This window comes from Methylibium petroleiphilum PM1 (assembly GCF_000015725.1).
GTDB lineage: Bacteria > Pseudomonadota > Gammaproteobacteria > Burkholderiales > Burkholderiaceae_C > Methylibium > Methylibium petroleiphilum.
Genome location: NC_008825.1, coordinates 933,672 through 958,885, shown reverse-complemented (window position 1 = coordinate 958,885; position 25,214 = coordinate 933,672). Strand labels below are relative to the sequence as shown.

The window sequence follows — 25,214 nt, the reverse complement described above, 5'->3', positions numbered from 1 at the left end:
TGAACGCCTGATCCATGGCGACGCGGCGCGCGCGCCGGCGGGCTCAGTGCCGGGCCGCCCAGCGCGCCACGATCGCGTGCAGCGCGTCCAGCCCGTCGGTCAGCGCGGCCGGGCCCGGCTGCAGGATCAGCGGCGACTTGATCTCGTGCAGCTCGCGGTCGCGCACCGCGGGCACTTGGTCCCAGCCGGCACGGGCGGCCACCTTCTCGGGGCGGAACTTCTTGCCGCACCACGAGCCGATGACGATGTCGGGCGCGCGCGGGATCACCTCGTCGGGCGTCGCGAGGATGCGGTCGCGCGCCAGGCTCGCCACGGCGCGCTCGGGAAAGATGTCGTCGCCGCCCGCGATGCCCACCAGCTCGCTGACCCAGCGGATGCAGCTGATCTGCGGCTCGTCCCACTCCTCGAAGTAGACGCGCGGGCGGCGCGGCAGCTGCGCGGCGGCCTGCCGCACGCGCTCCACGCGCGCGGCCAGCGCGTCAGCATAGGCCTCGGCCCGGTGCGCCGCGCCGACCATCGCGCCGAGCCGGCGCACATAACCCAGGATGCCGTCGACCGAGCGGTGGTTGCTGATCCACACCTCCACGCCGCGCTGGATCAGCTCGCGGGCGATGTCGGCCTGGATGTCGGAGAAGCCGATCGCCAGGTCGGGCTGCAGCGCCAGGATCGGCTCGAGCTTCGCGCTGGTGAAGGCCGACACCTTGGGCTTCTCCTGCCGCGCGCGTGGCGGACGCACGGTGAAGCCGGAGATGCCGACGATGCGGTGCGCCTCGCCCAGCGCGTAGAGCACCTCGGTGGGCTCCTCGGTGAGGCAGACGATGCGTTCGGGAAAGCGGGCAGGCATGGACGTCATTGTCGCGGCCGGCCCGCGCCGGGCGGCGCGCCGCTCACATGCTGCGCCGGTACTGCCCACCCACCTCGAACAGCGCGGTGGTGATCTGCCCCAGCGAGCACACCCGCACCGCGTCCATCAGCACCTCGAACACGTTGCCGTTGTCGATCACGGTCTGCTGCAGCCGCGCCAGCATCGCCGGCGACTCGGCCGCGTGGCGGGCGTGGAAGTCGGCCAGGCGCTGCAGCTGCGACTGCTTCTCCTCGTCGGTGGAGCGCGCCAGCTCGATGTGGCCGGGCGTCGGGTCGCCGTGCGGGTTGCGGAAGGTGTTCACGCCGATGATCGGGTACTCGCCGGTGTGCTTGAGCATCTCGTAGTGCATGCTCTCCTCCTGGATCTTGCCGCGCTGGTAGCCGGTCTCCATCGCGCCGAGCACGCCGCCGCGCTCGGAGATCTTCTCGAACTCGGCCAGCACCGCCTCCTCCACCAGCTCGGTCAGCTCGTCGATGATGAAGGCGCCCTGGTTGGGGTTCTCGTTCTTCGCCAGGCCCCACTCGCGGTTGATCACGAGCTGGATCGCCATCGCGCGGCGCACGCTCTCCTCGGTGGGCGTGGTGATCGCCTCGTCGTAGGCGTTGGTGTGCAGCGAGTTGCAGTTGTCGTAGATCGCGATCAGCGCCTGCAGCGTGGTGCGGATGTCGTTGAAGGCGATCTCCTGCGCGTGCAGGCTGCGGCCGCTGGTCTGCACGTGGTACTTGAGCTTCTGGCTGCGCTCGTTGGCGCCGTAGCGGTCGCGCATCGCCACCGCCCAGATGCGCCGCGCCACGCGGCCCATCACGGTGTACTCCGGGTCCATGCCGTTGCTGAAGAAGAAGCTCAGGTTCGGCGCGAAGTCGTCGATGTGCATGCCGCGCGCCAGGTAGGCTTCCACGAAGGTGAAGCCGTTGGAGAGCGTGAAGGCCAGCTGCGAGATGGGGTTCGCGCCGGCCTCGGCGATGTGGTAGCCGCTGATGCTCACCGAGTAGAAGTTGCGCACGTCGTGGTGCACGAAGTACTCGGCGATGTCGCCCATCACCTTCAGGCTGAACTCGGTGCTGAAGATGCAGGTGTTCTGGCCCTGGTCTTCCTTCAGGATGTCGGCCTGCACCGTGCCGCGCACGTTGGCCAGCGCCCATTCGCGGATCTTGGCGGCCTCGGTGTCGGTCGGCTCGCGGCCGTTCTCGGCCGCGAACTTCTCCAGGTTCTGGTCGATGGCGGTGTTCATGAACATCGCCAGGATCGACGGCGCCGGGCCATTGATCGTCATGCTCACCGAGGTGCTGGGGTTGGTGAGGTCGAAGCCCGAGTACAGCACCTTCAGGTCGTCGAGCGTCGCGATGCTGACGCCCGAGTTGCCGACCTTGCCGTAGATGTCGGGCCGCAGGTCGGGGTCGTGGCCGTACAGCGTGACCGAGTCGAAGGCGGTCGACAGCCGCTTGGCCGGCATGCCCTCGCTCACCAGCTTGAAGCGCCGGTTGGTGCGGAAGGCGTCGCCCTCGCCGGCGAACATGCGCGTCGGGTCCTCGCCCTCGCGCTTGAACGCGAAGGTGCCGGCGCTGTACGGAAAGCTGCCCGGCACGTTGTCGAGCATCAGCCACTGCAGGATCTCGCCGTGGTCCTCGTAGCGCGGCAGCGCCACCTTGCGGATCTTGTTGCCCGACAGCGTGGTGTGGGTGAGCGTGGTGCGGATCTCCTTGTCGCGGATCTTCACCACGTATTCGTCGCCGGCATAGGCCTTCTGCAGGTCGGGCCACATGGCGAGCAGCTTCTTCGCGCGCGGGTCGAGCCGCGCCTCGCGGCTCACGGCCTGTTCCTCGAGCGCGTCGCGCGCCTTGTACTTGTCGGGGATGGCCTCGTGCAGCATGCGCGAGCTCGCCCGCAGCTGCTGGATCTCGCGGGCCAGGCGCGCCTGCTCGCGGGCGTGCCGCTTGTAGCCGCGCACGGTCTCGGAGATGTCGGCCAGGTAGCGCACGCGCGCGCCCGGCACGATCGGCGTCTGGTGGGTGCTGTGGCGCGTGCTCACCGCCGGCAACCGCCCCTCGCGCACCGGCAGGCCCAGGCCGGCCAGCCGCTGCTTCAGCGACTGGTAGAGCGAGGTCACGCCGTCGTCGTTGAAGCGGCTGGCCATGGTGCCGAACACCGGCATCTCCTCGGGCCGCTGCTTCCAGGCCTCCTGGTTGCGCTGCACCTGCTTGGCCACGTCGCGCAGCGCGTCGGGCGCGCCCTTGCGGTCGAACTTGTTGATCGCCACGAACTCGGCGAAGTCGAGCATGTCGATCTTCTCGAGCTGGCTGGCGGCGCCGTACTCCGGCGTCATCACGTACATCGGCACGTCGACCAGCGGCACGATGGCGGCGTCGCCCTGGCCGATGCCGGAGGTCTCGACGATCACCAGGTCGAAGCCGGCCACCTTGGCCGCCGCCAGCACCTCGGGCAGCGCGGCGCTGATCTCGCTGCCGGTGTCGCGCGTGGCCAGGCTGCGCATGAAGACTCTCGGGCCCTGGCTCCACGGCCCGATCGCGTTCATGCGGATGCGGTCGCCCAGCAGCGCGCCGCCGCTCTTGCGGCGCGACGGGTCGATGGAGATCACGGCGACGCGCAGCGCGTCGTCCTGGTCGAGGCGCAGGCGGCGGATCAGTTCGTCGGTGAGGCTGGACTTGCCGGCACCACCGGTGCCGGTGATGCCGAGCACCGGCACGTGGCACGCCTGGGCCTTCGCGTGCAGCGCCTGCACCAGCGCCGGGTCGGCCCGGCCGTTCTCCAGCGCGGTGATCAGCTGGGCCAGCGCGCGCCAGGCGCCCTCGGCGTGGCCCTGCAGCGCGTCCAGCGTCTTTGGCGCATGCGGCGACAGGTCGCGGTCGCAGCGCATCACCATCTCGCCGATCATCCCCTGCAGGCCCATGCGCTGGCCGTCCTCGGGGCTGAAGATGCGCACGCCGCTATCGGCCAGGTCGCGGATCTCGGCCGGCACGATGACGCCGCCGCCACCGCCGAACACCTGGATGTGCTCGCCGCCGCGCGCCTTCAGCAGCTCGACCATGTACTTGAAGTACTCGACGTGGCCGCCCTGGTAGGAGCTGATCGCGATGCCCTGGGCGTCTTCCTGCAGCGCCGCGGTCACCACCTCGTCGACCGAGCGGTTGTGGCCCAGGTGGATCACCTCGGCGCCCATGCCCATCAGGATGCGCCGCATGATGTTGATCGCGGCGTCGTGGCCGTCGAACAGGCTCGCGGCGGTGACGAAGCGCACCCGGTTCGTCGGGCGGTACTCGGCCAGGGCCTTGAACTCGGCGGACAGGTCGGTCATCGCGGGTCTCCTTGCTGCGGGCGCCCGGCGGGGGGTCCGCGGGCCGGGATCGATGCCTGATTTTCCGCGGGCGGGCGGGCCGGCGACATGCCCCGAGCCGTCAAGTGCCGCGCTCGTTTTTGCCACCCGCGGCAGCGCCCTACACTGGCCCCCGGAACATGGACAAGGACACCGTCTCGATCTATTTCGTGCGGGCCGCGCTGGCGCATCTTGCACCCGAGGCGCTGCCCGCGGTGCTGCGCGCGGCCGGCATCCCGGCCGAGATGCTGGCCCACCGCCAGGCGCGCGTGCCGGCCCGGGCCTTCGCGGCGCTGTGGCTGGCCGTCGCGCACCAGCTCGACGACGAATTCTTCGGCCTCGACGCGCGCCGCATGAAGGTCGGCAGCTTCGCCCTGATGTGCCATGCGGTGCTGCACTGCGGCACGCTCGGCCGGGCCCTGCGCCGCTGCCTGCGCAGCTTCTCGGCCTTCCTCGACGACCTGCACGGCGAGCTGGCGGTGGACGACGACCGGGCGGTGATCACGCTGCACAACCGCATCGCCGACCCGGCCGACCGCCGCTTCGCCGAGGAGACCTACCTGGTGATGCTGCACGGCCTGATGTGCTGGCTGATCGGGCGGCGCATCCAGCTCGCCCACATCGCCTTCGGCCACGCGCTGCCCGAGGAAGCGCGCGAGTACCGCGTGATGTACGGCGAAGACCTGGCGTTCGGCGCCGAACGCACCACCATCGAGTTCGACGCCGCGCTGCTGGAGGCGCCGATCATCCAGACCGAGGCCACGCTGAAGAGCTTTTTGCGCTCGGCGCCGCAGTCGGTGTTCCTCAAGTACAAGAGCACCGACAGCTGGACCGCGCGCGTGCGGCGCCGGCTGCGCCGCTGCCTAGGCGGCCAGGCCGGCTGGCCGACGCTGGACGACCTGGCGCTCGAGTTCCACGTCGCCCCGTCGACGCTGCGGCGCCGGCTGGAGGCCGAGGGTGGCACCTACCAGAGCGCCAAGGACGACCTGCGGCGCGATGCGGCGATCCACCACCTGTGCCACAGCCGGCTCAGCATCGCCGAGATCTCCACGCTGCTCGGCTTCCAGGAGCCCAGCGCCTTCCACCGCGCCTTCAAGAAATGGACCGGGTCGCAGCCGGGCGAGTACCGCGCGTTGCGTGCCGACGGCATGTCGGCGCCGGGCGCCGACGCCACCGCGCGGCGGCCGGCCACCGCCCCGGCACTGCTCAGCGGTTGACGTCGACCACGGTGCGTCCGCGCACCTTGCCGTCCAGCAGGCCGGGCGAATAGGCGATCACCTCGGACAGCCCGATCTCCTGCGTCATCTGCGCCAGCTGGTCGCTGCGCACATGCTGCGCCAGCAGCTCCCAGGCGAGGCGCCGCGTGGCCTCGTCGACGCGCATGCAGTTGATGCCGTACAGCGTGATGCCGCGCAGGATGAAGGGCATCACCGTGCCGGGCAGGTCGCTGCCCTGGGCCAGGCCGCAGGCGGTCACCGCGCCGTGCCACTGCGTCTGCGCGCAGGCGTTGACCAGCGTGTGGCTGCCCACCGTGTCCACCACGCCGGCCCAGCGCTCGCTCTGCAGCGGCTTGCCGGGCGACGACAGTTCCGCCCGGTCGAGGATCGCCGCGGCGCCGAGGAAGCGCAGGTACTCGGCCTCCGCCGGCCGCCCGGTCGACGCGACCACCCGGAAGCCCAGCCCGGCCAGCAGCGCCACCGCCACCGAGCCCACGCCACCGGCCGCGCCGGTGACCAGCACCTCGTCGGCGCCCGGCTCGAGGCCGTGGCGCTGCAGCGCGATGACGCACAGCGCGGCGGTGTAGCCGGCCGTGGCGATGGCCATCGCCTCGCGCGTGGTGAAGGCCGCCGGCAGCCGCAACAGGCATTGCGGCGACAGCCGCGCCTTCTGCGCCAGCCCTCCCCATTCGGTTTCGCCCAGGCCCCAGCCGTTGACCACGACGCGGTCGCCCGGCTGCCAGGCCGGGTCGCTGCTGCGCTCGACCACGCCGGCCAGGTCGATCCCCGGCACCAGTGGCCAGTTCTTCACCACCGCGCCGCGGCCGGTGACCGCGAGCGCGTCCTTGAAGTTGAGGCTGGAGTACTCGATGCGCACCGTCACGTCGCCGGGCGGCAACTGCGACTCGTCCAGCTCCACCAGCTCGGCATGGGTGCGCCGGTCCACCTGCGTCAGCATCAGGGCGCGGAACATGCGATCGCCCTCAGGCGTAGGTGTAGAAGCCGCGGCCGCTCTTGCGGCCCAGGCGGCCGGCGGCCACCATTTCCTTCAGCAGCGGCGCGGGCCGGTACTTCGGGTCGTCGAATCCCTCGCTGAACACCTGCATCACCGCGAGCAGCGTGTCCAGGCCGATCAGGTCGGCCAGCGCCAGCGGGCCGATCGGCTGGTTGCAGCCCAGCGTCATGCCGGCGTCGATGTCCTCGGCGCTGGCCAGGCCCTCCTGCAGCACGAAGATCGCCTCGTTGATCATCGGCACCAGAATGCGGTTGACCGCGAATCCCGGGCTGTTCTTCACCGCGATCGGCGTCTTGCCGATGGACTTGACGAAGGCCAGCGCACGCTCGCGCGTCGCGTCCGAGGTCTGCAGGCCGCCGATCACCTCCACCAGCGCCATCAGCGGCACCGGGTTGAAGAAGTGCATGCCGACGAAGCGCTCGGGCGCCTTCACCGCCGCGGCCAGCTGGGTGATGCTGATCGACGAGGTGTTGGTCGCGATCACCGCGTCCTCGCGCACCACCTCGGCGAGCTGCTGCAGGATGCGCAGCTTCAGCGCCAGGTTCTCGGTGGCGGCCTCGATCACGAGGTCGGCCCCGGCCAGCGCCGCGTAGTCGGTCGTGCCGCGCACGCGTGCCAGCGCCGCGGCGCTGGCCGCGGCCGTCAGCTTGTCCTTCTTGACCAGCCGCTCCAGGCTGTTGCCCAGCGTCGCGAGGCCGCGCGCGACCGCCGCGTCCGACACGTCGACCAGCGTCACGTCCAGCCCGGCCATCGCGCACACCTGCGCGATGCCGTTGCCCATGGTGCCGGCGCCGATGACGCCGATTGTTTGACCGCTCATGCAGCGACTCCTTCGATGATCTCCCGCCACTGTAGGCCCTGCCGGCCTGCGCATCGATGCCCGAACGCGTCGCAGGGGCTGGCGGGTTTTGCCACTGCACGCGCATCCGATGTCGGGCACCATCACTCCTCTTCCTATCCCCTGCAAAGACCATGCGCGCCACCTTCTACGAACGCACCGGAGCGGCCCGGGACGTGCTCCGGATCGGCGAGCTGCCCGACCCGGTGCCCGGCCCGGGTGAACTGCGCGTGAAGCTGCAGTGGTCCGGTGTGAACCCCTCGGACGTGAAGTCCCGCGCCGGCCTGCGCAGCCCGGTGATGCCGTTTCCCCGCGTCACGCCGCACAGCGACGGCATGGGCGTCGTCGACGCCGTGGGCCCGGGCGTCGACGCAGGCCGTCTCGGCGAGCGCGTGTGGCTGTGGAACGGCGCCTGGGCGCGCCCGGCCGGCACCGCCGCGCAGTACATCACCGTGCCCGAGCAGCAGGCCGTGCCGCTGCCGGACGGCGTGCCGGGCGAGGCCGGCGCCTGCTTCGGCATCCCGGCGCTGACCGCGCTGCACGCGCTGCTGGTGGACGGCGGCGTGGCGGGCAAGACGGTGCTGGTCGCCGGCGGCGCCGGTGCCGTGGGCCACTACGCGGTGCAGTTCGCGCGCCGGCTCGGTGCGAAGCACATCGTCGCCACCGTCAGCAGCGCCGAGAAGGCCGAACTGGTGCGTGCGGCCGGCGCCGACACGGTGGTGGACTACAGGACCGAGAACGTGGCCGAGCGCGTGCACCAGATCACCGGCGGCCAGGGCGTCGACCGCGTGATCGAGGTCGACGTGGTGGCCAACGCGGCACTGAACATGGAGGCCGTGCGGCCCGGCGGCGAGTGGGTGGTCTACGGCAGCGGCGCGGTGCAGTTCACGCTGCCCTTCTTCGCGCTCGCCGCGCGCAGCCCGCGCATCCGGCTGTTCATCGTCTACCTGCTCGAGGCGGCGGACCGCCGTCGCGCGATCGACACGCTGAACGGCTTCCTGGCACGCGGCGACCTCGTGCACCAGATCGCCGCGCGGCTGCCGCTCGAGCGCATCGTCGAGGCGCACGAGCTGGTCGAGAGCGGGCGCGCGATCGGCAACGTGGTGCTGTCGATCGACTGAACGCACCGCCGCCGGCCGGCGGCGGCCCGATTCAGGCGGTCACGAAGCCCTCGTAGCCGCTCGCCTTGACTTCCTCGCACTTGGCACGATAGGTGCCCGCGCCGCCGGCATAGGCCAGCAGGCGCCGCGGCTTGCCCTTGACGTTGGAGCCCATGTACCAGGAGTTGGTCTTCGGCACCAGCGTCAGGTTGGCGAGTTCGTCGTGGTGGGCCACCCACTTGGCCTCGGCCTCGGCGCTGGGCTCGATGGAATGGCGGCCCTGCTGGCGCACGAAGGCGATGCAGTCGGCGATCCAGTCCACCTGCTGCTGCAGGCAGGTGGGCACGTTGCAGAACGCCGCCGCCGGCGAGAACGGCGCCATCGTCATGAACAGGTTCGGGTAGCCGTGCACCTGCAGGCCCATGGTGGTGCGCACACCGTCCTGGGCCCAGGCATCGCGCAGCAGCACGCCGTCGCGGCCGCGGATGTCGACCTTGGTCAGCGCGCCGGTGCCGGCGTCGAAGCCGGTGGCGCAGATCAGGATGTCGAGCTCGTGCAGGCCGGCCGAGGTGCGGATGCCCTTCGCGGTGACTTCCTCCATCGGCGTGGCCTTGGTGTCGACCAGCAGCACGTTGTCGCGGTTGAAGGCTTCGTAGTACTTGGTCTCCAGCGGCACGCGGCGCGTGCCGAAGCCGTAGTCCTGCGGCACCAGCTTGTCGGCCACCTTCGGGTCCTTCACGCGCTCGCGGATGCGCTGGCGCACGAAGTCGGAGAACTCGGCGTTGACCTTCTCGTCGAAGAACACCTCGCGGAAGCCGCCGATCCAGAAGTTCAGCGAGCCGTCGTCCCACAGGCGCTGCAGGATGCGCTGGCGCTCGGCGGGGTCCACGTCGAAGAAGTTGCGGTCCTCGAAGTCGTAGTCGAAGCCGGCGAAGGTGCGCTGCACGCGCTCCTTCAGCATCGGGTACTGCGCGCGCAGCTCGGCGCGCGCCGCGTCGTCGTACTTCGGGTTGCGCATCGGGATGGTGTAGTTCGGCGTGCGCTGGAACACCGTCAGGTGCCCGACCTCGCCGGCGATGGTCTGGATCACCTGGATGCCGGTCGCGCCGGTGCCGATGATGCCGACGCGCTTGCCCTTGAGGTCCACGCCCTCGCGCGGCCACTGCGCCGTGTGCACGATGCGGCCCTTGAAGTTCTCGATGCCCGGCAGCGCCGGCAGCATCGGCACCGACAGGCCGCCGGTGCCCATGATGAAGTACTGCGCACTGACGGACTGGCCGTCGTCGGTGGTGATGGTCCAGCGCTGGGACGCTTCGTCATAGGCCGCCGCGGTCACCCGGGTCTTGAACTGGATGTCCTTGCGCAGGTCGAAGCGGTCGGCCACGTGGTTGAGGTAGCGCTCGGTCTCGTCCTGGGCGGGGAAGCGCTCGCTCCAGTTCCACTCGTCCAGCAGCTCCTTGGAGAACCAGTACTGGTAGATGTAGGCCTGCGAGTCGACCCGCGCGCCCGGGTAGCGGTTCCAGTACCAGGTGCCGCCGACGCCAGTGCCGGCCTCGTAGACCTGCACCTTCAGGCCCTGCTCGCGCAGCTTGTAGAGCGAATACATGCCGGCGAATCCGGCGCCCACGACGACGGCATCGACCTGCTTCGTTGCCTGCTGGACATTCGACATCAGGGTCTCCTCTGGAAATGATCGGCCCGATTGAACCCGCCGGCATTGCAAATTCCGCCACCCGGTCAGGTAGTTTTGGCCACCCGCTCCCCACCCACCCCCTGGGGGAAGCCCGCAGACCCGTCAGCTGCGCCGCAGCAAACAATCGCTGTTCCGCTGGTTGCCCTGCGAGCCGCATGCCCCCGTCGTCGCCCCACCGTCAGCTGCGATCGCACCCGCTCGAGGCCACGACGGACTGGCCCACGCCGCTGGCCGACGAGCTGGCCTCGACCGAACGTGGCTTCCCGTCGGACGTGCGGATGCACAAGCTGTTCACGCCGCCGGTGTACCCGGGCGCCGTGCCGCGACAGGCCATCCTCGACCGTGTGCTGCAGGACGACAGCCTGCGCGTCACGGTGCTGCAGGGGCCCGCCGGCCACGGCAAGTCGACCACCCTGCAGCAGATCAAGACCGCCCACGAGGCCCGCGGCTGGCGCACCGCCTGGCTCACCCTCGACGACGCCGACAACGACCCGCGACGCTTCGAGTCGCACCTGGTCGCGGTGATGAGCCTGCTGCACGGCCGTGCCGCGTCGCCCGGCGCCTCGCGCAGCGGCACCGGCGATGCGCCGCGCGATCTGGCCGACTGGATGCTCGACACCCTGTCGGGCCGCATCACGCCGGCCTCGATCTTCATCGACGAGTTCCAGGCGCTGCGCAACGAGGCCCTGCTGCGCTTCTTCCGCTCGGTGCTCGCGCGCCTGCCGGCCAACGTGCATGTGTTCATCGGCTCCCGCACGCTGCCGGAGATCGGCCTGGCCACGCTGATGGTCAACCGTGTGGCGTCGGTGGTGCGGGCCGACGACCTGCGCTTCACGCCGGGCGAGGTGACGCAGTTCTTCGCCGATTCGGCCAGCCTGCAGGTCAGCGCCGGCGAGGTGGACGCGATCTACCGCCGCACCGAGGGCTGGCCGGCCGGCGTGCAGCTGTTCCGGCTGGCGCTGGTGAGTCCCGAGGTGCGCATGGCGCTGGACGGCGCCGACGACCACGGGCCGCGCGAGCTGGCCGAATACCTGGCCGACAACGTGATGTCGCTGCAGTCGCCGCGCATGCAGGAGTTCCTGCTGAAGACCTCGCTGCTGCAGCGCCTGTCGGCACCGCTGTGCACCGCCGTGACCGGCTTCGAGGACGCGCAGGAGCTGCTGGTGCGGCTGGAGCGCTCCGGCCTGTTCCTGCGCGCGCTCGACTCCGACAACCGCTGGTTCCGGTACCACGGCCTGTTCTCGACCTACCTGGCCGAGACCCTGCAGCGCAACGGCCCCGAAGCGCTGCGGCAGGTGCACAAGAAGGCGGCGCAGTGGTGCCTGGCGCACGAGCTGCCCGAGGAAGCGATCCACCACGCGTTGTGCTGCAGGAACTTTCCGCTCGCGGCGTCCACGCTGACCGACTGGTCGTCGCAGCTGGTGGCCGGGGCCGAGCTGATCACGCTGGAGCGCTGGCACGACCGCCTGCCCTTCCACGAGGTGGCGCAGCGGCCGGCGCTGGTGATCCGCGCCGCCTATGCGCTGATGTTCCTGCGCCGCCGCCCCAAGCTGCGGCCGCTGCTGGAGCTGATGGCACCGCAGGCCGGCGGCGGCGACATCGTGCCGACCACCAACCCCGACCTGTGCCGCGCGATGTCCTTCCTGCTGGTGGACGACGACATGGCGGCGGCGGCCGACACCGTCGAGCAGGCCGGCGTGGTGCAGCGCGAGCTGGAGGGCTTCCCGGCCTTCGAGCTGGGAGCCGCCGCGAACGTGCTCGCGCTGGGCAAGGTGGCCAGCGGCGATTTCGAGGGCGCGCGGCAGGCCCTGGCGCTGGCGCGTGCACACCTCGGTCGCGGCGGCGGCTCGTTCGTCGGCGGCTACACCGCCGCCATCACCGGCAGCAACCTGCTCGTGCAGGGCCGGCTGCAGGAGGCGCTGGCGCACCTGCGCGACGAGAACGCGCAGGAGGCGCCGCTCGACACCTCGGTGGCCGGTGCGGCGCTCGCGGCCTGCCACATGTTCGCGCTGTACGAGGCCAACGACCTGGCGACGCTGGAGTCGCTGGCGCACCGCTTCCAGCGCGAGATCTCCGAGTCGGTGACGCTCGACTTCATCGCCGCGGCCCACATCGCCATCTCGCGCATGCACGAGGCGCGCGGGCGCTCCGACGAGGCCGTCGCGGTGCTCGACGAACTGGAGCGCATCGGCCACACCAGCCCCTGGCAACGCCTGGTGGCGGTGAGCGAGTGGGAGCGCGTGCGGCGTGCGCTGGCGGGCGGCGAGATCGAGCGCGCGGTGGCGCTGGCGACGCGCATCGCCCCGGACTCGCGCGACGACGCGCCGCACTGGATCCACCTGGCCGAGGACGTGGAAGGCTCGGGCTACGGGTGGATCCGCCTCGCCATCGCGCGGCACGACCACGCCGACGCCGCGCAGCGCATCGCCCGGGAGCGGGCGCGCCAGACCGGTCGGGTCTACCGCGACATCAAGCTGAGCGTGCTGGAGACCCTGCTCCAGCAACGCATGGGCGCCCGTAACGCCGCCCATCGCTGCCTGCGCAAGGCGCTGCAGCTGGGCCGACGGGGCCGCTACGTGCGCTGCCTGCTCGACGAGGGGGACGGCGTCATCGAGCTGCTGCGCGAGGCCTACCAGAACCTGCTGCGAGGTCACGAACCGGGCGGCGGCACCGGTACCGACCCGGACCGCGACTACATCGAGCTGCTGCTCGAGGCCTCGGGGACCGACCTGGGCCGCCAGGCCGCCGGCAACGCCCTGACCGAGGCACTGTCGGAGCGCGAAAAGGAGATGCTGCGTTTCCTGCTCGACGGCACCACCAACCGCGAGATCGCCGGACGGCTGTTCGTATCGGAGAACACCGTCAAGTTCCACCTGAAGAACATCTACTCCAAGCTCGGCGTCGGCAACCGATTGCAGGCCATCAACACGGCGCGGGCGCTGCGGTTGATCGACTGAACCGACGATCCTTGCTTCGTTACTTCGCTGGAAAGCGGCCTGCGCAGCGGTGGGGCGGGCACCGCGCCGGGCCGCTGTGTTGCGTTCGTGTCCCCCGGCGTCGACCTGATCGGCCGCCCCCTCCTCCTTAACCTCACTCCACACAGCGGCCCGTCACGGCGCTTCGATGCATCGTGCTACGCGGGGGGTGAAAGACCTTCGCATGTCCCGGTGGTAGGTGCTGACCAGGGTGTCGGGTGAATGGCAAAGTGAGGTAAAGGAGGAGGGCCGGGCGCAAGCCCGGCACGGGGGACACGAACGGAGCCGTTCACCCGGCGCCCTGGTCAGCAGTGCGGTAGCAGCCTCAGGCCGGCGTGTCGAGCAACTGCTTCAGCGCCCGATCGACCTGCTCGATGTAGCCCGCATCCAGCCCGAACAGCGCGATGTGGCCCCACAGGCTGTCGATCACCTTCAGCTCGCCCTTCGGGATCAGCCGCTGCTCGGCCGCGCAGTCGGCCGGCGGGAAGAACATGTCGGTGCTGATCGGCATCACCACCGTCTTCGCCGTGATGCGCGCCAGCGCCTTCGCGAGGTCGCCGCCGGTGTGCCGGCTCACGTCGCCGCGCTGCCACTTCCAGGCCATGCACAGCAGGTCGTTCGGGTCCATCGGCAGGAAGGTGGCGTCCAGGAAGTTCAGCATCAGGTCGTCGACCGACGAGAAGCCGAACGGCCGCCACAGCTCCTGCTTGTAGAACTCGGTGCTGAAGCCCATCACCGCCCACAGCCGCGAGTGCCGGCGCAGGCCCTCGCGCACCGCGTGCGGCTCGCGGTACCAGCCACCGGCCCAGGCCGGGTCGGAGGTGATGGCGTCGCACAAAGACTGCGCATACAGGAAGTCGTGCGGCGTGTTCTTCGCGGTACCGGCGATCGGCGCGGCGCGCTTCACCGCGTCGGGGAAGCGCACCGCCCACTCGTAGGTCTGCTGCGCGCCCATCGAACCGCCCACCACCAGCGCCAGCGTCTCGATGCCGAACCTGCCTTTCAGCAGCCGCTGCTGCGCGACCACGTCGTCGCCGATGCGGACCTTGGGAAAGTTCGCCATGCCGAGCGGCCACGCGGTGTTGTGCGGTGAGGTCGACAGGCCGTTGCCGATCTGGTTGGCGACGACGATGAAGTACTTCTCGGGGTCGAGCGCGCGCCCCGGGCCGATGTAGGCCTGCTCCATGATCTTGCTGGTGCCCGAGAACCAGGTGGGCACCAGGATCGCGTTGTCCTTCGCCGCCGACAACGTGCCGAAGCTGGCGTAGGCGATCTGGCAGTTGCGGATCGTGCCGCCCTCCTCCAGCACCAGGTCGCCGATGTTGAAGCTCTCGTAAGGGCCGTGCACGGCCTGCGAGTAGTACTCGTTGTCGACCATCGGGCCGCCTCCTCGTGTGGTTCGCGCTCTCCGACGCGCGCTCGACCGGATCAGGCGCTGGCCGTCTCGGCCTGGCGGAGCTGGTCGTACTCTTCGATCCGGAAGTTCGCGGTGGCCTTGCGGTAGTCGATGACGTTGCCCGACCAGTTGTTGCTGATGCGGCCGTCGGCGTGCTTGTACCAGCTGGTGCAGGAGCCCGCCCATGACGTGCCCTGCAGGTCCTTCTGCAGCTGGCGGTTGAACTCGGCCATCACCGCCGGCTTGACGTCGAGTGCCGCCACGCCGTGCGCCTTGGCCGCCTGCAGCGCGCGCACCGTGTAGTCGACCTGGGCCTCGATCATGTTGAGGATGGAGTTGTGGCCGAGGTTGGTGTTGGGGCCGTACAGCACGTAGAGGTTCGGGAAGCCGCTGACGGTGATGCCGAGGTAGGCCTCGGGCACCGGCTTCCAGGTCTCGCGCAGCGACTTGCCGCCGCGGCCCTTGATGTCCGACACACCGAGCAGCGTCTCGGTCTCGAAGCCGGTGCCGAACACGATGACGTCGAACTCGTGCAGCGTGCCGTCCTTGGTGCGGATGCCCTGCTCCTCGATGCCCGAGATCGCGGTGGTCTCGAGCGTCACGTTGGGGCGCACCAGGGCCGGGTAATAGTCGTCGGCGATGATGATGCGCTTGCAGCCGATGGGATAGGTGGGCCACAGCTTCTCGCGCAGCACCGGGTCCGCCACCTGCGACTCCAGCTGGGCGCGCGCCATCGCGGTGAACTCGGCCGCCTTCGGCGTGTCCAGGCGCATCGCGTCGTACCAGCTCTCGTGGTCGGCGAAGATCGCCGCCCGGCTGGCGTCGCGCGTGGCCGGCACAGCGTGGAAGATGCGCTGCTCGTCGTCGGTGTAGGGTCGATCGAGGCGCGGCACCACGTAGTTCGGCGAGCGTTGGAACACCGTCAGGTGCCCGGCCTGGCGTGCCAGTTCGGGGATGAACTGCGCCGCACTCGGACCCACGCCGATGCAGGCGATGCGCTTGCCGGCGAGCGGCACGTCGTGCCGCCAGCCCGCCGAATGGAACTGCGCCCCCTGGAAGCGCTCACGGCCCGCAATGCCGGCGAAACTCGGCCGGTTGAGCTGGCCCCAGGCCGGCACGAAGTTGCGCGCGAGCACGGTCTCGTTGTTCGCGGTGCGGATGCGCCACAGCAGCTGGGACTCGTCCCAGGTCGCATCAATCACCTCGGTGTTGAAGCGGATCTGCGGCTTGAGGCCGCTCTTCTCGGCCAGCAGCTCGATGTTGTGCAGAATCTCGGGCTGGTCGCAGTAGGTCTTGGTCCACTCGGGCCGCTCGGTGAACGACAGCCAGTAGAGATGCGACTTCACGTCGCAGGCCGCGCCGGGGTAGGTGTTGTCGCGCCAGGTGCCGCCGACGCCAGAGGCCTTCTCGAGCAGCAAGAAATCGTTCTCACCCTGCTCGCGCAGGCGCAGGGCCATGCAGAGCCCTCCGAAGCCGGTGCCCAGGATCGCGACGTTGTAGACCTTCATTGCTTCTTCTCCGAATTGTCTCGGCCCCGTTCGGACCGAAGTTCATGGTTCAAGGATGGGGTGGCCCGCGCTCGCTGCGGATCGCGGGCCGCAGGCTTGGGCGCTCAGGTCGCCGGGGTCTGGTAGCGCAGCCGCAGCTCGCGCTTGAGCAGCTTGCCGCTCGGGTTCTTCGGCAACGCGTCGGTGAGGATCACCGTCTTGGGAATCTTGAAGCGCGCGAGGCGCTGGTCGCAGAAGGCGATCACCGCCGCCTCGGTCAGCGCATGGCCGGCCTTGGGCACGATGACGGCCGTCACGGCCTCGATCCACACCGGGTGCGGCAGGCCGATCACGGCCACCTCCGACACGCCCTCGAGCGCGTAGATCGTTTCCTCGACCTCGCGGCTGGCGACGTTCTCGCCGCCGGTCTTGATCATGTCCTTCTTGCGATCGACGACGGTCAGGTAGCCCTCGGCATCGAGCACGCCGAGATCGCCGCTGTGGAACCAGCCGCCCTCGAAGGCCGCCCGGGTGCGCTCCTCGTCGCGGAAGTAGCCGCTCAGCAGCTGCGGCGAGCGGTGCACGATCTCGCCGATCTCGCCGACCGCCACATCGCGCATGGCGTCGTCGACCACGCGCGTCTCGACGTTGAGCGTCGCACGCCCCGCCGAGCCGGCCTTGCGCAGCTGGTCCTCCGGCTTGAGCACGGTGGCCACGGGCGCGATCTCGGTCTGTCCGTACAGGTTCCACAACCGCACCTTCGGCAGGCGCCGCTGCATCTCCTTCAGCACCTCCACCGGCATGATCGACGCACCGTAATAGCCCTTGCGCAAGGCCGACAGGTCGGTGGTGTCGAACTGCGGCGCGCGCAGCAGCGAGATCCACACGGTGGGCGGCGCGAAGAAGGACGTGATCCCGTCACGTGCCATCAGCGCGAGCAGGTTGTCGGCGGTCGGCTTGCCGGTGATGACGTTCGTCGCGCCGATGTAGATCGCCGGGCCCAGGAAGACATCGAGCTGCGCGCAGTGGTAGAGCGGCAAGGCGTGCAGGATCAGGTCGGACTCGCTGATCTCGGCATCGACGATGCAACTCACGTACTCGGCGATCACCGCGTCGTGCGTCAGCATCGCGCCCTTGGGCCGCGACTCGGTGCCGCTGGTGTAGACGATCTGCGCCAGCATGCCGCCGTGCAGCACCGGGCTGGGCACGCGGTCGCCGAACTCGAGCAGGTCCTCGAAGCGCGTGAGGCCCGCGGCCGGCTCGCTGGGATCCTCGCCGGGCAGCCACACGAGGCGCTCGACGGCGGTCCCGGCGCTGGCCTTGCGCGCCAGTTCGGTGAGGCCGCTGTCGGTGCAAAGCAGCTTCGCGCCCGAGTGTTCGAGGATGTAGCGCGCCTCGTCGGCGCTGAGCATGAAGTTGATCGGCACCAGCACCGCGCCGAGCCGCGCCACCGCGAAGCGCAGCGCCGCGAAGGCGTGCGAATTGCGCGCCAGCACCGCGACCCGATCACCGCTGGCGATGCTCTGCGCCGCCAGGCCTGTGGCCAGGCGATTGCAGACGTGGTCGAACTGTACGTAGGTCCACGCGGTGTCGCCGCAACGGATGGCGAGCTTGTTCGGATGGCGCTGGCGGGTGCGGCGCAGCAGGTCGCCCAGGGTCTGACGCGCAACGCTGTCGAGGATGTTCATGGCCTGGATAGAAAGAAGAACAAGAGCGGCGCTCAGTGGCCCTGGAAACGGGCCGGACGCCGATCGAAGAAGGCCGCCAGGCCTTCGCCGAAATCGGCGGTCGCGGCGCTGGCGAGAAAGGCATCGCGCTCGGCATCGAGCTGCTCGGTGAAACTTCGCTCGAAGCTGGCGCGCATCAGACGGCGCATGTGGCCATAAGCGAGCGTCGGGCCGCGTGCCAGCCGCTGCGCCAGCGCCTCGGCCTCGGCCTCCAGCGCGTCGGCGGCGACCACGCGGTTGACGAGCCCGATCTCCAGCGCCTTGCGCGCATCGAAACTTTCGCCCAGCAGCGCGATCTCGAGCGCGCGGCGCAAGCCCACCAGTCGCGGCAGCGACCACGAGGCGCCGAGGTCGCAACTGGTCGCGATGTTGATGTAGGCCAGGTTGAACTTCGTGCCCTCGGCGGCGATGGCCAGATCGGCCGCGGCCGCCAGGCTGAGGCCGGCGCCGGCCACTGCGCCATGCAGCGCGACCAGCACCGGCGCATCGATGCTCCCCAACAGACGCAGCGCCTGGTGCATCGGCGTGATCAGGCTGTCGGCCGCCGCCACCGGCGCGGCGCGCATCTGCGAGAGATCACCGCCAGCGGCGAAGGCGCGGCCCGAACCGCTGAGCAGCACGGCACGCACCGACGCGTCGTCGGCGAGATCACGGCAGGCGGCGAGCAGCGCCTGGGCCAGATCGACATCGAGCGCATTGAGCGCCTCCGGTCGGTCGAGGCGCAGACGCACCAGACCCCCGTCGCGGCTGACGAGCAGGCCCTTCATGAGGGTTGAACGGGAAGAAACTGAGCCGACATACGCATCCATCGTCGATCCGCGATCGGGCCCGATGTCGGGCCCGCGACGCAGGGGCTTGCTTGCCCTCCACGCGGTGGCCTCTGCAAGGGCATCGGCCGCCTGCAGGAATTGGACGCTGGAAGGTCCTTCGCACTCCCACCCGGAAGGGTAGTTGTGTCGTTTCGGTGCGTGACGCGCCCCACGGACCCATGGCCCCGGCAATTCGGTCTCGCGTTTACCCTGGCTCTCGGTAGAAGTCCGCTGGCGCTCGTACCGGGTCGGACCGAACAATCCACCTCGTTGTATCCCTCTGCCGGCCCGCCCGGCACTGTCGCCCATGTCGAAAACCGGTCACTCCGACGCCGGCCTCCGCCGTTCGAAGCCCGCCGACATCCCCGCCCCGGTGGTCGCGGCGCCACCGGGCACGGAGAAGCCTTCGTCCGGCCCTTCGCCGGCGTCGATGGAGGTCAGCACCCACAAGCTGTTCGCCCCGCCGATCTACCCCGGCGCCGTGCGTCGCCGCGTCATCCTCGACCGCGTGCTGCAGGACAACAGCCTGCGCGTCACGGTGCTGCAGGGCCCGGCCGGGCATGGCAAGTCGACCACGCTGCAGCAGATCAAGACCGCGCACGAGGCGCGCGGCTGGCGCACCGCCTGGCTCACGCTCGACGACGCCGACAACGACCCGCGCCGCTTCGAGTCGCACATGCGCGCGTTGGTGGGGCTGATGCGCGGCGGCGCCGCGCATCCGGAGGCCGACGCGGCCTGGGTCGGGGACGCGCCACCCGACCTGGCGAACTGGATGCTCGACAGCCTGTCGGGCATGGAGACCCACGCGTCGATCTTCCTCGACGAATTCCAGGCGCTGCGCAACGACGCCATCCTGCGCTTCTTCCGCTTCCTGCTGTCGCGCCTGCCGGCCCATGCGCACGTCTTCATCGGTTCGCGCTCGCTGCCGGAGATCGGGCTGGCGACGCTGCTGGTCAACCGCATGGCGACGGTGCTGCGCGCCGACGACCTGCGCTTCACGCCCGGCGAAGTGACGCAGTTCTTCGCCGAGTCGAAGGACCTGCGGGTCAGCGCCGAGGAAGTGGGCGCGATCTACCGGCGCACCGAGGGCTGGCCGGCCGGCCTGCAGCTGTTCCGTCTCGGCCTCGGCAGCCCGGAGGTGCGCACCTCGCTGGTCGATCCCGAGGACCATGGCCCGCGCGAGCTGGCCGAGTACCTGACCGACAACGTGGTCACGCTGCAGTCGCCGCGCATCCAGGAGTTCCTGTTCAAGACCTCGCTGCTGCGGCGCCTGTCGGCGCCGCTGTGCGCGGCCGTGACCGGCTTCGACGACGCGCAGGACATCCTGGAGCAGCTCGAGCGCTCCGGCCTGTTCGTCCGTGCGCTCGACTCCGACAACCGCTGGTTCAAGTACCACGGCCTGTTCTCGAGCTTCCTCGCCGACAGCCTGCACCGCAGCTCCGAACTCGAGGTGGTCAGCGTGCACGAGCGCGCGGCGCGCTGGTACCTGGCGCAGCACCTGCCCGAGGAGGCGATCTACCACGCGCTGTCCTGCCGCAATTTCTCGCTCGCCGCAGCGATCCTGAGCGAGTGGTCTTCGCGGCTGATCTCCAACGCCGAGCTGATCACGCTCGAGCGCTGGTATGACCGGCTGCCGTTCGACCACGTGGCGAACCGCCCGGTGCTGGCGATCAAGGCGGCCTACTCGCTGATGTTCCTGCGCCGGCGCGCCAAGCTGCGGCCGCTGGTGGACCTGATGAACCAGCACGCCGGCTGCGGCGACATCCTGCAGACCACCAGTCCCGACCTGTGCCGGGCGATGGCCCGCCTGCTGTTCGAGGACGACCTGCACGCGGCACTCGACATCATCGATCGCCCCGAGGTGCTCCAGCAGGAGGTCAGCGGCTTCCCGGCCTTCGAGCTCGGCGCCGCGTGCAACGTGCTGAGCTTCGGCCGCATCGCCGCCGGCGACTTCGAGGGCGCACGCAAGTCGCTGATGCTGGCTCGCGCGCACAGCGAACGCGGCGCAGGCTCCTTCGTGATGGGCTACACCACGGCCGTCAGCGGCGCGCGCCTGATCGTGCAGGGCAAGCTGAACGAGGCGATCGAGCGCTACCGCGCCGACATGCTGGCGCAGCACGCACCGCTCGACAAGTCGTTCGCGCCGGCGGTGATGGCCGCCGCGCAGATCTGGGCGCTCTACGAGGCCAACGACCTGGCGGCGCTGGAGCCGCTGTGCGCGCAGTTCCAGCGCGGCATTTCCGAGTGCGTCACGCTCGATTTCATCGCGCTGGCCTATGTGTCGATCTCGCGCATGCACGACGCCCGAGGTCGCTCGGCCGAGGCGCAGGAAGTGCTCGAAGAGCTCGAGCGCATGGGCCACGACAGCCATCTCGACCGGCTGGTTTCGCTGGCCGACTGGGAGCGCGTGCGCCGCGCGGTGCTGGCCGGTGAGCTCGACCGCGCCACGGCACTGGCCAAGCGCATCGCACCGGTCTGTCCGCCGCTGAACCCGCAGTGGATCTACATGGCCGACGACATGGAGGGCGAAGCCTTCGGTCGCATCCGCCTCGCCATCGCCCACCACGACCACGCGCTGGCCTCGCAGTTGATCGCGCGCGAGCGTGCGCGCCAGACCGGACGCGTCTACCGCGACATCCGGCTGTACGTGTTCGAAGCCCTGATGCTCCACGACAAGGGCTCGCCCAACGGCGCCCATCGCAGCCTGCGCAAGGCGCTGCAGCTGGCGCGGCCGGGCCGCTACGTGCGTTGCTTCCTCGACGAGGGCCGCGCGATCGTGTCGATGCTGCGCGAGGAGTACCAGCACTTCCTGCAGTCCGCCGCCGATGGCCAGGCGCCGGCGGACCCGGACCGCGACTTCATCGAGCTGCTGCTGGCCGCATCGGGCACCGACCTCGGCCAGCCGCGCGGCCGCCATCACCTCACCGACCCGCTGTCGGAGCGCGAGAAGGAGATGCTGCAGTTCCTGGCCAACGGCGTGGCCAACAAGGAGATCGCCTCGCGGCTGTTCGTCTCCGAGAACACCGTCAAGTTCCACCTGAAGAACATCTACTCCAAGCTCGGCGTCAGCGGTCGCGTGCAGGCGATCAACGCGGCGCGGACCTTGCGGCTGGTGTCCTGAGCGAGTGGCGCCGGTCAGCGCTCAGGCGGCCATCGCGCCGCTGGCCGCGAGCCGCGCAATGTCCTCCCGAGACCAGCCCCAGTCCGCCAGCGCCTGCCCCCCGTCGTGCGTGGCCGGGAGCGAGCGCGCGCCCACCGTGGGCGTGCGCGAGAAGCGCGGCGCCGGGCCGGGCTGCACCTGGCCATCGACCGTGACGAAGCTGCCGCGCGCCCGGTGGTGCGGATGGCGCGGTGCCTCGCCCAGCGTGAGCACCGGCGTGACGCAGGCATCGCTGCCCTCGAACACCCGTGTCCAATCGTCGCGCGTGCGAGTTCGCAGCACCTCGGAGATGCGCTGCTTCTGCAGCGGCCAGAGCGTGCGGTCGTGCTGGCTCTGCATGAGCCCCACGCCGGCCAGACCGGTGCGGTCGAGGAACTGGCGGTAGAAGCGTTCCTCGAGCGCAGCCACCGCCATGTAGCCACCGTCGGCGCACGCATAGGTGTCGTAGAAGGGTGCGGCGCCATCGATCAGGTTGCTCTGCCGCCGATCCTCCCATTGCCCCATCGCCTGGAAGGTCAGGTTCATCGCCTGCAACAGCGCGCAGCCATCGGTCATCGCGGCGTCGACCACCTGGCCTTCGCCGGTCTGGCGGGCATGCAGCACCGCAGCCAGCACGCCCACCGCGAGCAGCATGGCGCCGCCACCGAAGTCGGCCACCAGGTTGAGCGGCGGCACAGGGCCGCCTTCGGATCGACCGATGGCGTGCAAGGCCCCCGACAGCGCGAGGTAGTTCAGGTCGTGGCCCGCCGTGTGTGCGAGCGGGCCGTCCTGGCCCCAGCCGGTCATACGGCCGTAGACCAGCCGCGGGTTGTGCGCCAGGCAGGGTTCGGGGCCCAGACCCAGACGCTCCATCACGCCGGGCCGGAAGCCCTCGATCAGCACCTCGGCCGTGCCGACCAGGCGCAAGGCCGCCGCGCGGCCATCGGCCTGCGCGAGGTCGAGCGCCACGGCGTTGCGGCCGCGCTGAAGCACGTCGCGGGCGGGATCGAACAGCGCCGCCTGCGGGCCGCCGCCGGGCCGGTCGATGCGCAGCACGTCGGCGCCCAGGTCGGCCAGCAGCATGCCGCAGAACGGCGCCGGCCCCATGGCAGCGAACTCGACCACGCGCACGCCGCGCAACGGACCGGGGCCCGGGCCCGTTGCCGGCATGACCGCCCTCCTCAGCTGCGCGTCGAAACCGGCGGCATTCAGGCGGTCCCGAACGCGGCCTTCAGGTTCCTGCCGACGCGGTCGTAGATGCTCTGCGTGTGGCCGATCACGCCCTTCATCCAGAAGAAGCCGTGGATCATCGTCGGGTTGGGCACGTGGTCGACCGCCACACCGGCCTTCGCCAGCGCCTTGGCGTAGGCATCGCCCTCGTCGCGCAGCGGGTCGTAGCCGGCGGTGATCACGGTGGCGGCGGGCAGGCCCTTGAGATCCCCCTTGATCGGCGAGACATAGGCGTCGCTCGCCAGGCCGGGACTCGTCAGGTAATGGCCGAAGAACCAGTTCATCGCACCCTGGGTCAGCAGGTAGCCTTCGGCGTTTTCCTTGCGCGAGGGGTAGTCGCCCGCCGCGTCGGTGACCGGGTAGACCAGCACCTGGTGGGCGATCTTCGGGCCCTTGCGGTCACGTGCCATCTGCGACACGACCGCCGCGAGGTTGCCACCGGCGCTGTCGCCGGCCACCGCGATGCGGGCCGGATCGAGCCCCAGCTTCGCGGCGTTCTCGCGCGCCCACACCAGGCCGGCGTAGGCATCCTCCGGCGCCGTGGGATAGGGGTGCTCGGGTGCCTTGCGGTAGTCGACCGAGACCACCGCCGCATTGGACGCGTTGCACAGCGAGCGGGCGACCTTGTCGACCAGATCCAGGTTGCCGAACACGAAGCCGCCGCCGTGGAAGTAAACCAGCATCGGGTGCGGTGCGTTGCCCGCTGGCCGGTAGATGCGCACGGCGATGTCGCCGCCCTTCACCGGCACACGGTGATTCGACACATCGGCTACCGCCTCCTCGTCGCCTTCCAGGCCGACGAAGGCCATGGCAGTCTCGCGGGATTCGGGCACCGTCATCTGCTCGAAGCTCTTCAGGCCCTGCGCCTTGAACGCATCGAGCAATCCTTGTACTTGCGGGTCCAGTGACATCGTCGTCTCCTTGGGGGTGGTGAAGAAGCGCAGAGACCGGGCTTCAGTTGCCCAGCCGCTGCATCGCGGAAGTGGTCAGGTACTTGTCGTAGACGCTGGGGTCGTTGACGCGCATCGAGTGGCCGCCCGGCACCTCGCGCACCTGCTCGATGCGGGTCATGCGGTTGGTCTGCACGTTGAAGGCATGCACGGTGGCCCAGGACCAGTAGGGCTCCTTGCCGTCCATCACGCGCGCCTTGCCGTCGTCGTAGTACGCGAAGGACGCGTCGAAGTGGCGGAACAGTTCGCCGCGACGGTCGTAGGACACCATCTGGAACGGCACCAGCGTGCGCGCGTCGAACCACACGCGCTTGCGCCCGACCGGCGCGCGCGGGTAACGCACCGGCTCGGCCTCGATGACGATCACCTCGGGCACCAGTTCGACCGCGTGGTCCCAGAACAGGTTGCCCTTCGGGCCGCCATGGGTGGTGTGCTCCCAGTTCGGATGGGTCGACGTCCATCCGCGCGAGACCGCTGCGAGGTGCGGCCCACGGTGCACGACCTGATAGTTGCCCCAGGTCAGGAACGGATCGCCGGCCGCCCAGGCGTCCGACAGGTAGAGCTCGGCGCCGGCCACCAGCGGCTCGAAGCGCTGATTGGTCGGGAAACTGCGCACCCGCTTGAAGGCCGGCAGGTAGCCGTAGAGCTGCGGGAACTGGTTCTGGTCGTAGGCCCAGATGTTGAGGAAGATGGTGCCACGCGCATCGGCCGGCTCGGTGAACAGCACCGACTGGTAGCGCAGCTTGTCCGCTTCACCGGCCCAGTAGGGCTTGGGATCGATGACGGTGCGCGCTACCGTGGACATCTCGGCCCACACCGACGAGTACTGGTACTGCAGATTGCCCGCGGGGTCGAGGTCGTATTCCTTGCTGGCATAGACCGACACGTCGTGCCGGCCCCAGCTCAGCGTGTGGGCGGCGAACATCTCCAGCGCCGACGTGGGCTCCGGAAACGGATTGCCGCCGATCCAGGGCTTGCCTTCGGTGGTGACGATGTTGCCGGTGGCATCGAAGCGCGCCTTGCCGCGGTTGCGCGCCGTGGCCTCCAGGTAAGGCAGCGGGTTCAGGTGGCTCAGGTCGGTGGTGGTCGGCGCGAGCAGCAGCTTGCGACCCATCGTGGCGATCTGCCGGTAGCGGACCGGGTCGAGCAGGTCCTTCACCAGTTCCACGTTGCCCGCGTCGATCACGTCACCGGGCTTGAGCCGCCCCTTCGTGTAGACCTCGATCGACAGCAACTCGTCCGGATACGCCGCTGCGACCGAGCCGGTGCGCAGGAAGGCCGCCCAGGCCGACCCGAACACGCCGGCGCGCAGCAGTCCCTTGCCGGTGGCGTCGAGGAAGGCGCGGCGGCTGTAGTCGCGGTCGAAACGCAGGAGGTGCGCCATGAATGACCTGTTCAGGCCATCGCCCCGGCGCGAAGGCGATGGCACAAAGAAAAAAGCA

The 25,214-nt window shown here is 70.0% G+C and carries 16 protein-coding genes; 4 read left to right on the top strand and 12 right to left on the bottom strand.

Going from position 1 to position 25,214, the window contains the following annotated elements; translation table 11 throughout:
* Positions 1-43 precede the first annotated feature (43 nt).
* The gene (locus MPE_RS04510) at positions 44-853 is read right to left on the bottom strand and encodes an ABC transporter substrate-binding protein (RefSeq protein WP_011828504.1); all 810 of its coding nucleotides are present in this window, start codon (positions 851-853) and stop codon (positions 44-46) included.
* A gap of 34 nt (positions 854-887) precedes the next feature.
* Positions 888-4,178 (bottom strand): fused isobutyryl-CoA mutase/GTPase IcmF, encoded by a 3,291-nt coding sequence (icmF, locus tag MPE_RS04505; RefSeq protein ID WP_011828503.1) that lies wholly within the window; start codon positions 4,176-4,178, stop codon positions 888-890.
* Between the two features lie 158 nt (positions 4,179-4,336).
* On the opposite strand from icmF, the gene MPE_RS04500 reads away from it, so the two are divergent.
* A complete protein-coding gene (locus MPE_RS04500; protein ID WP_011828502.1) occupies positions 4,337-5,413 on the top strand; it encodes an AraC family transcriptional regulator in 1,077 nt (358 codons plus the stop codon).
* On the opposite strand, the gene acuI is transcribed toward MPE_RS04500, so the two are convergent.
* A complete protein-coding gene (acuI, locus tag MPE_RS04495; RefSeq protein ID WP_011828501.1) occupies positions 5,403-6,386 on the bottom strand; it encodes an acrylyl-CoA reductase (NADPH) in 984 nt (327 codons plus the stop codon). The two genes, MPE_RS04500 and acuI, sit on opposite strands and share 11 nt — an antisense overlap.
* Before the next feature lie 10 nt (positions 6,387-6,396).
* A complete protein-coding gene (locus MPE_RS04490; RefSeq protein ID WP_011828500.1) occupies positions 6,397-7,248 on the bottom strand; it encodes a 3-hydroxybutyryl-CoA dehydrogenase in 852 nt (283 codons plus the stop codon).
* Positions 7,249-7,400: 152 nt separating this feature from the next.
* Here MPE_RS04490 and MPE_RS04485 point away from each other — a divergent pair, with 152 nt between their 5' ends.
* Positions 7,401-8,387, top strand: a complete 987-nt coding sequence (locus MPE_RS04485) for an NADPH:quinone reductase (RefSeq protein ID WP_011828499.1) — start codon at positions 7,401-7,403, stop codon at positions 8,385-8,387.
* Between the two features lie 31 nt (positions 8,388-8,418).
* Here MPE_RS04485 and MPE_RS04480 read toward each other — a convergent pair whose 3' ends face one another.
* Complete coding sequence (locus MPE_RS04480) at positions 8,419-10,038, bottom strand: flavin-containing monooxygenase (RefSeq protein ID WP_011828498.1); 1,620 nt, start codon at positions 10,036-10,038, stop codon at positions 8,419-8,421.
* Between the two features lie 176 nt (positions 10,039-10,214).
* On the opposite strand from MPE_RS04480, the gene MPE_RS04475 reads away from it, so the two are divergent.
* Positions 10,215-13,016 (top strand): winged helix-turn-helix domain-containing protein, encoded by a 2,802-nt coding sequence (locus MPE_RS04475; protein WP_011828497.1) that lies wholly within the window; start codon positions 10,215-10,217, stop codon positions 13,014-13,016.
* A 343-nt stretch (positions 13,017-13,359) separates the two neighbouring features.
* On the opposite strand, the gene MPE_RS04470 is transcribed toward MPE_RS04475, so the two are convergent.
* The 4 genes from MPE_RS04470 to MPE_RS04455 all read right to left on the bottom strand — a co-directional run bounded on the left by MPE_RS04470 (position 13,360) and on the right by MPE_RS04455 (position 18,411).
* On the bottom strand, positions 13,360-14,412 hold the full coding sequence (locus tag MPE_RS04470) for an alpha/beta fold hydrolase (protein WP_011828496.1): 1,053 nt from the start codon (positions 14,410-14,412) through the stop codon (positions 13,360-13,362).
* 50 nt (positions 14,413-14,462) lie between these two features.
* Positions 14,463-15,938 (bottom strand): flavin-containing monooxygenase, encoded by a 1,476-nt coding sequence (locus MPE_RS04465; RefSeq protein ID WP_011828495.1) that lies wholly within the window; start codon positions 15,936-15,938, stop codon positions 14,463-14,465.
* 104 nt (positions 15,939-16,042) lie between these two features.
* Positions 16,043-17,605 carry an acyl-CoA synthetase gene (locus MPE_RS04460; protein ID WP_011828494.1) on the bottom strand — a complete coding sequence of 521 codons (1,563 nt, stop codon included), beginning with the start codon at positions 17,603-17,605 and terminating at the stop codon, positions 16,043-16,045.
* A gap of 32 nt (positions 17,606-17,637) precedes the next feature.
* A complete protein-coding gene (locus MPE_RS04455; RefSeq protein ID WP_041929530.1) occupies positions 17,638-18,411 on the bottom strand; it encodes an enoyl-CoA hydratase/isomerase family protein in 774 nt (257 codons plus the stop codon).
* Between the two features lie 349 nt (positions 18,412-18,760).
* Here MPE_RS04455 and MPE_RS04450 point away from each other — a divergent pair, with 349 nt between their 5' ends.
* Positions 18,761-21,574 (top strand): winged helix-turn-helix domain-containing protein, encoded by a 2,814-nt coding sequence (locus MPE_RS04450; RefSeq protein WP_237706369.1) that lies wholly within the window; start codon positions 18,761-18,763, stop codon positions 21,572-21,574.
* 21 nt (positions 21,575-21,595) lie between these two features.
* On the opposite strand, the gene MPE_RS04445 is transcribed toward MPE_RS04450, so the two are convergent.
* Genes MPE_RS04445 through MPE_RS04435 form a run of 3 tightly spaced genes read right to left on the bottom strand, consistent with a single transcriptional unit; the run spans position 21,596 to position 25,156 of the window.
* Positions 21,596-22,762: a CaiB/BaiF CoA transferase family protein gene (locus tag MPE_RS04445; protein ID WP_011828491.1), complete on the bottom strand. Its 1,167-nt coding sequence runs from the start codon at positions 22,760-22,762 to the stop codon at positions 21,596-21,598.
* 38 nt (positions 22,763-22,800) lie between these two features.
* Complete coding sequence (lipP1, locus tag MPE_RS04440; RefSeq protein WP_011828490.1) at positions 22,801-23,733, bottom strand: LipP1 family hormone-sensitive lipase; 933 nt, start codon at positions 23,731-23,733, stop codon at positions 22,801-22,803.
* Between the two features lie 43 nt (positions 23,734-23,776).
* The gene (locus MPE_RS04435) at positions 23,777-25,156 is read right to left on the bottom strand and encodes a DUF1329 domain-containing protein (RefSeq protein WP_011828489.1); all 1,380 of its coding nucleotides are present in this window, start codon (positions 25,154-25,156) and stop codon (positions 23,777-23,779) included.
* Between the last annotated feature and the right edge of the window lie 58 nt (positions 25,157-25,214).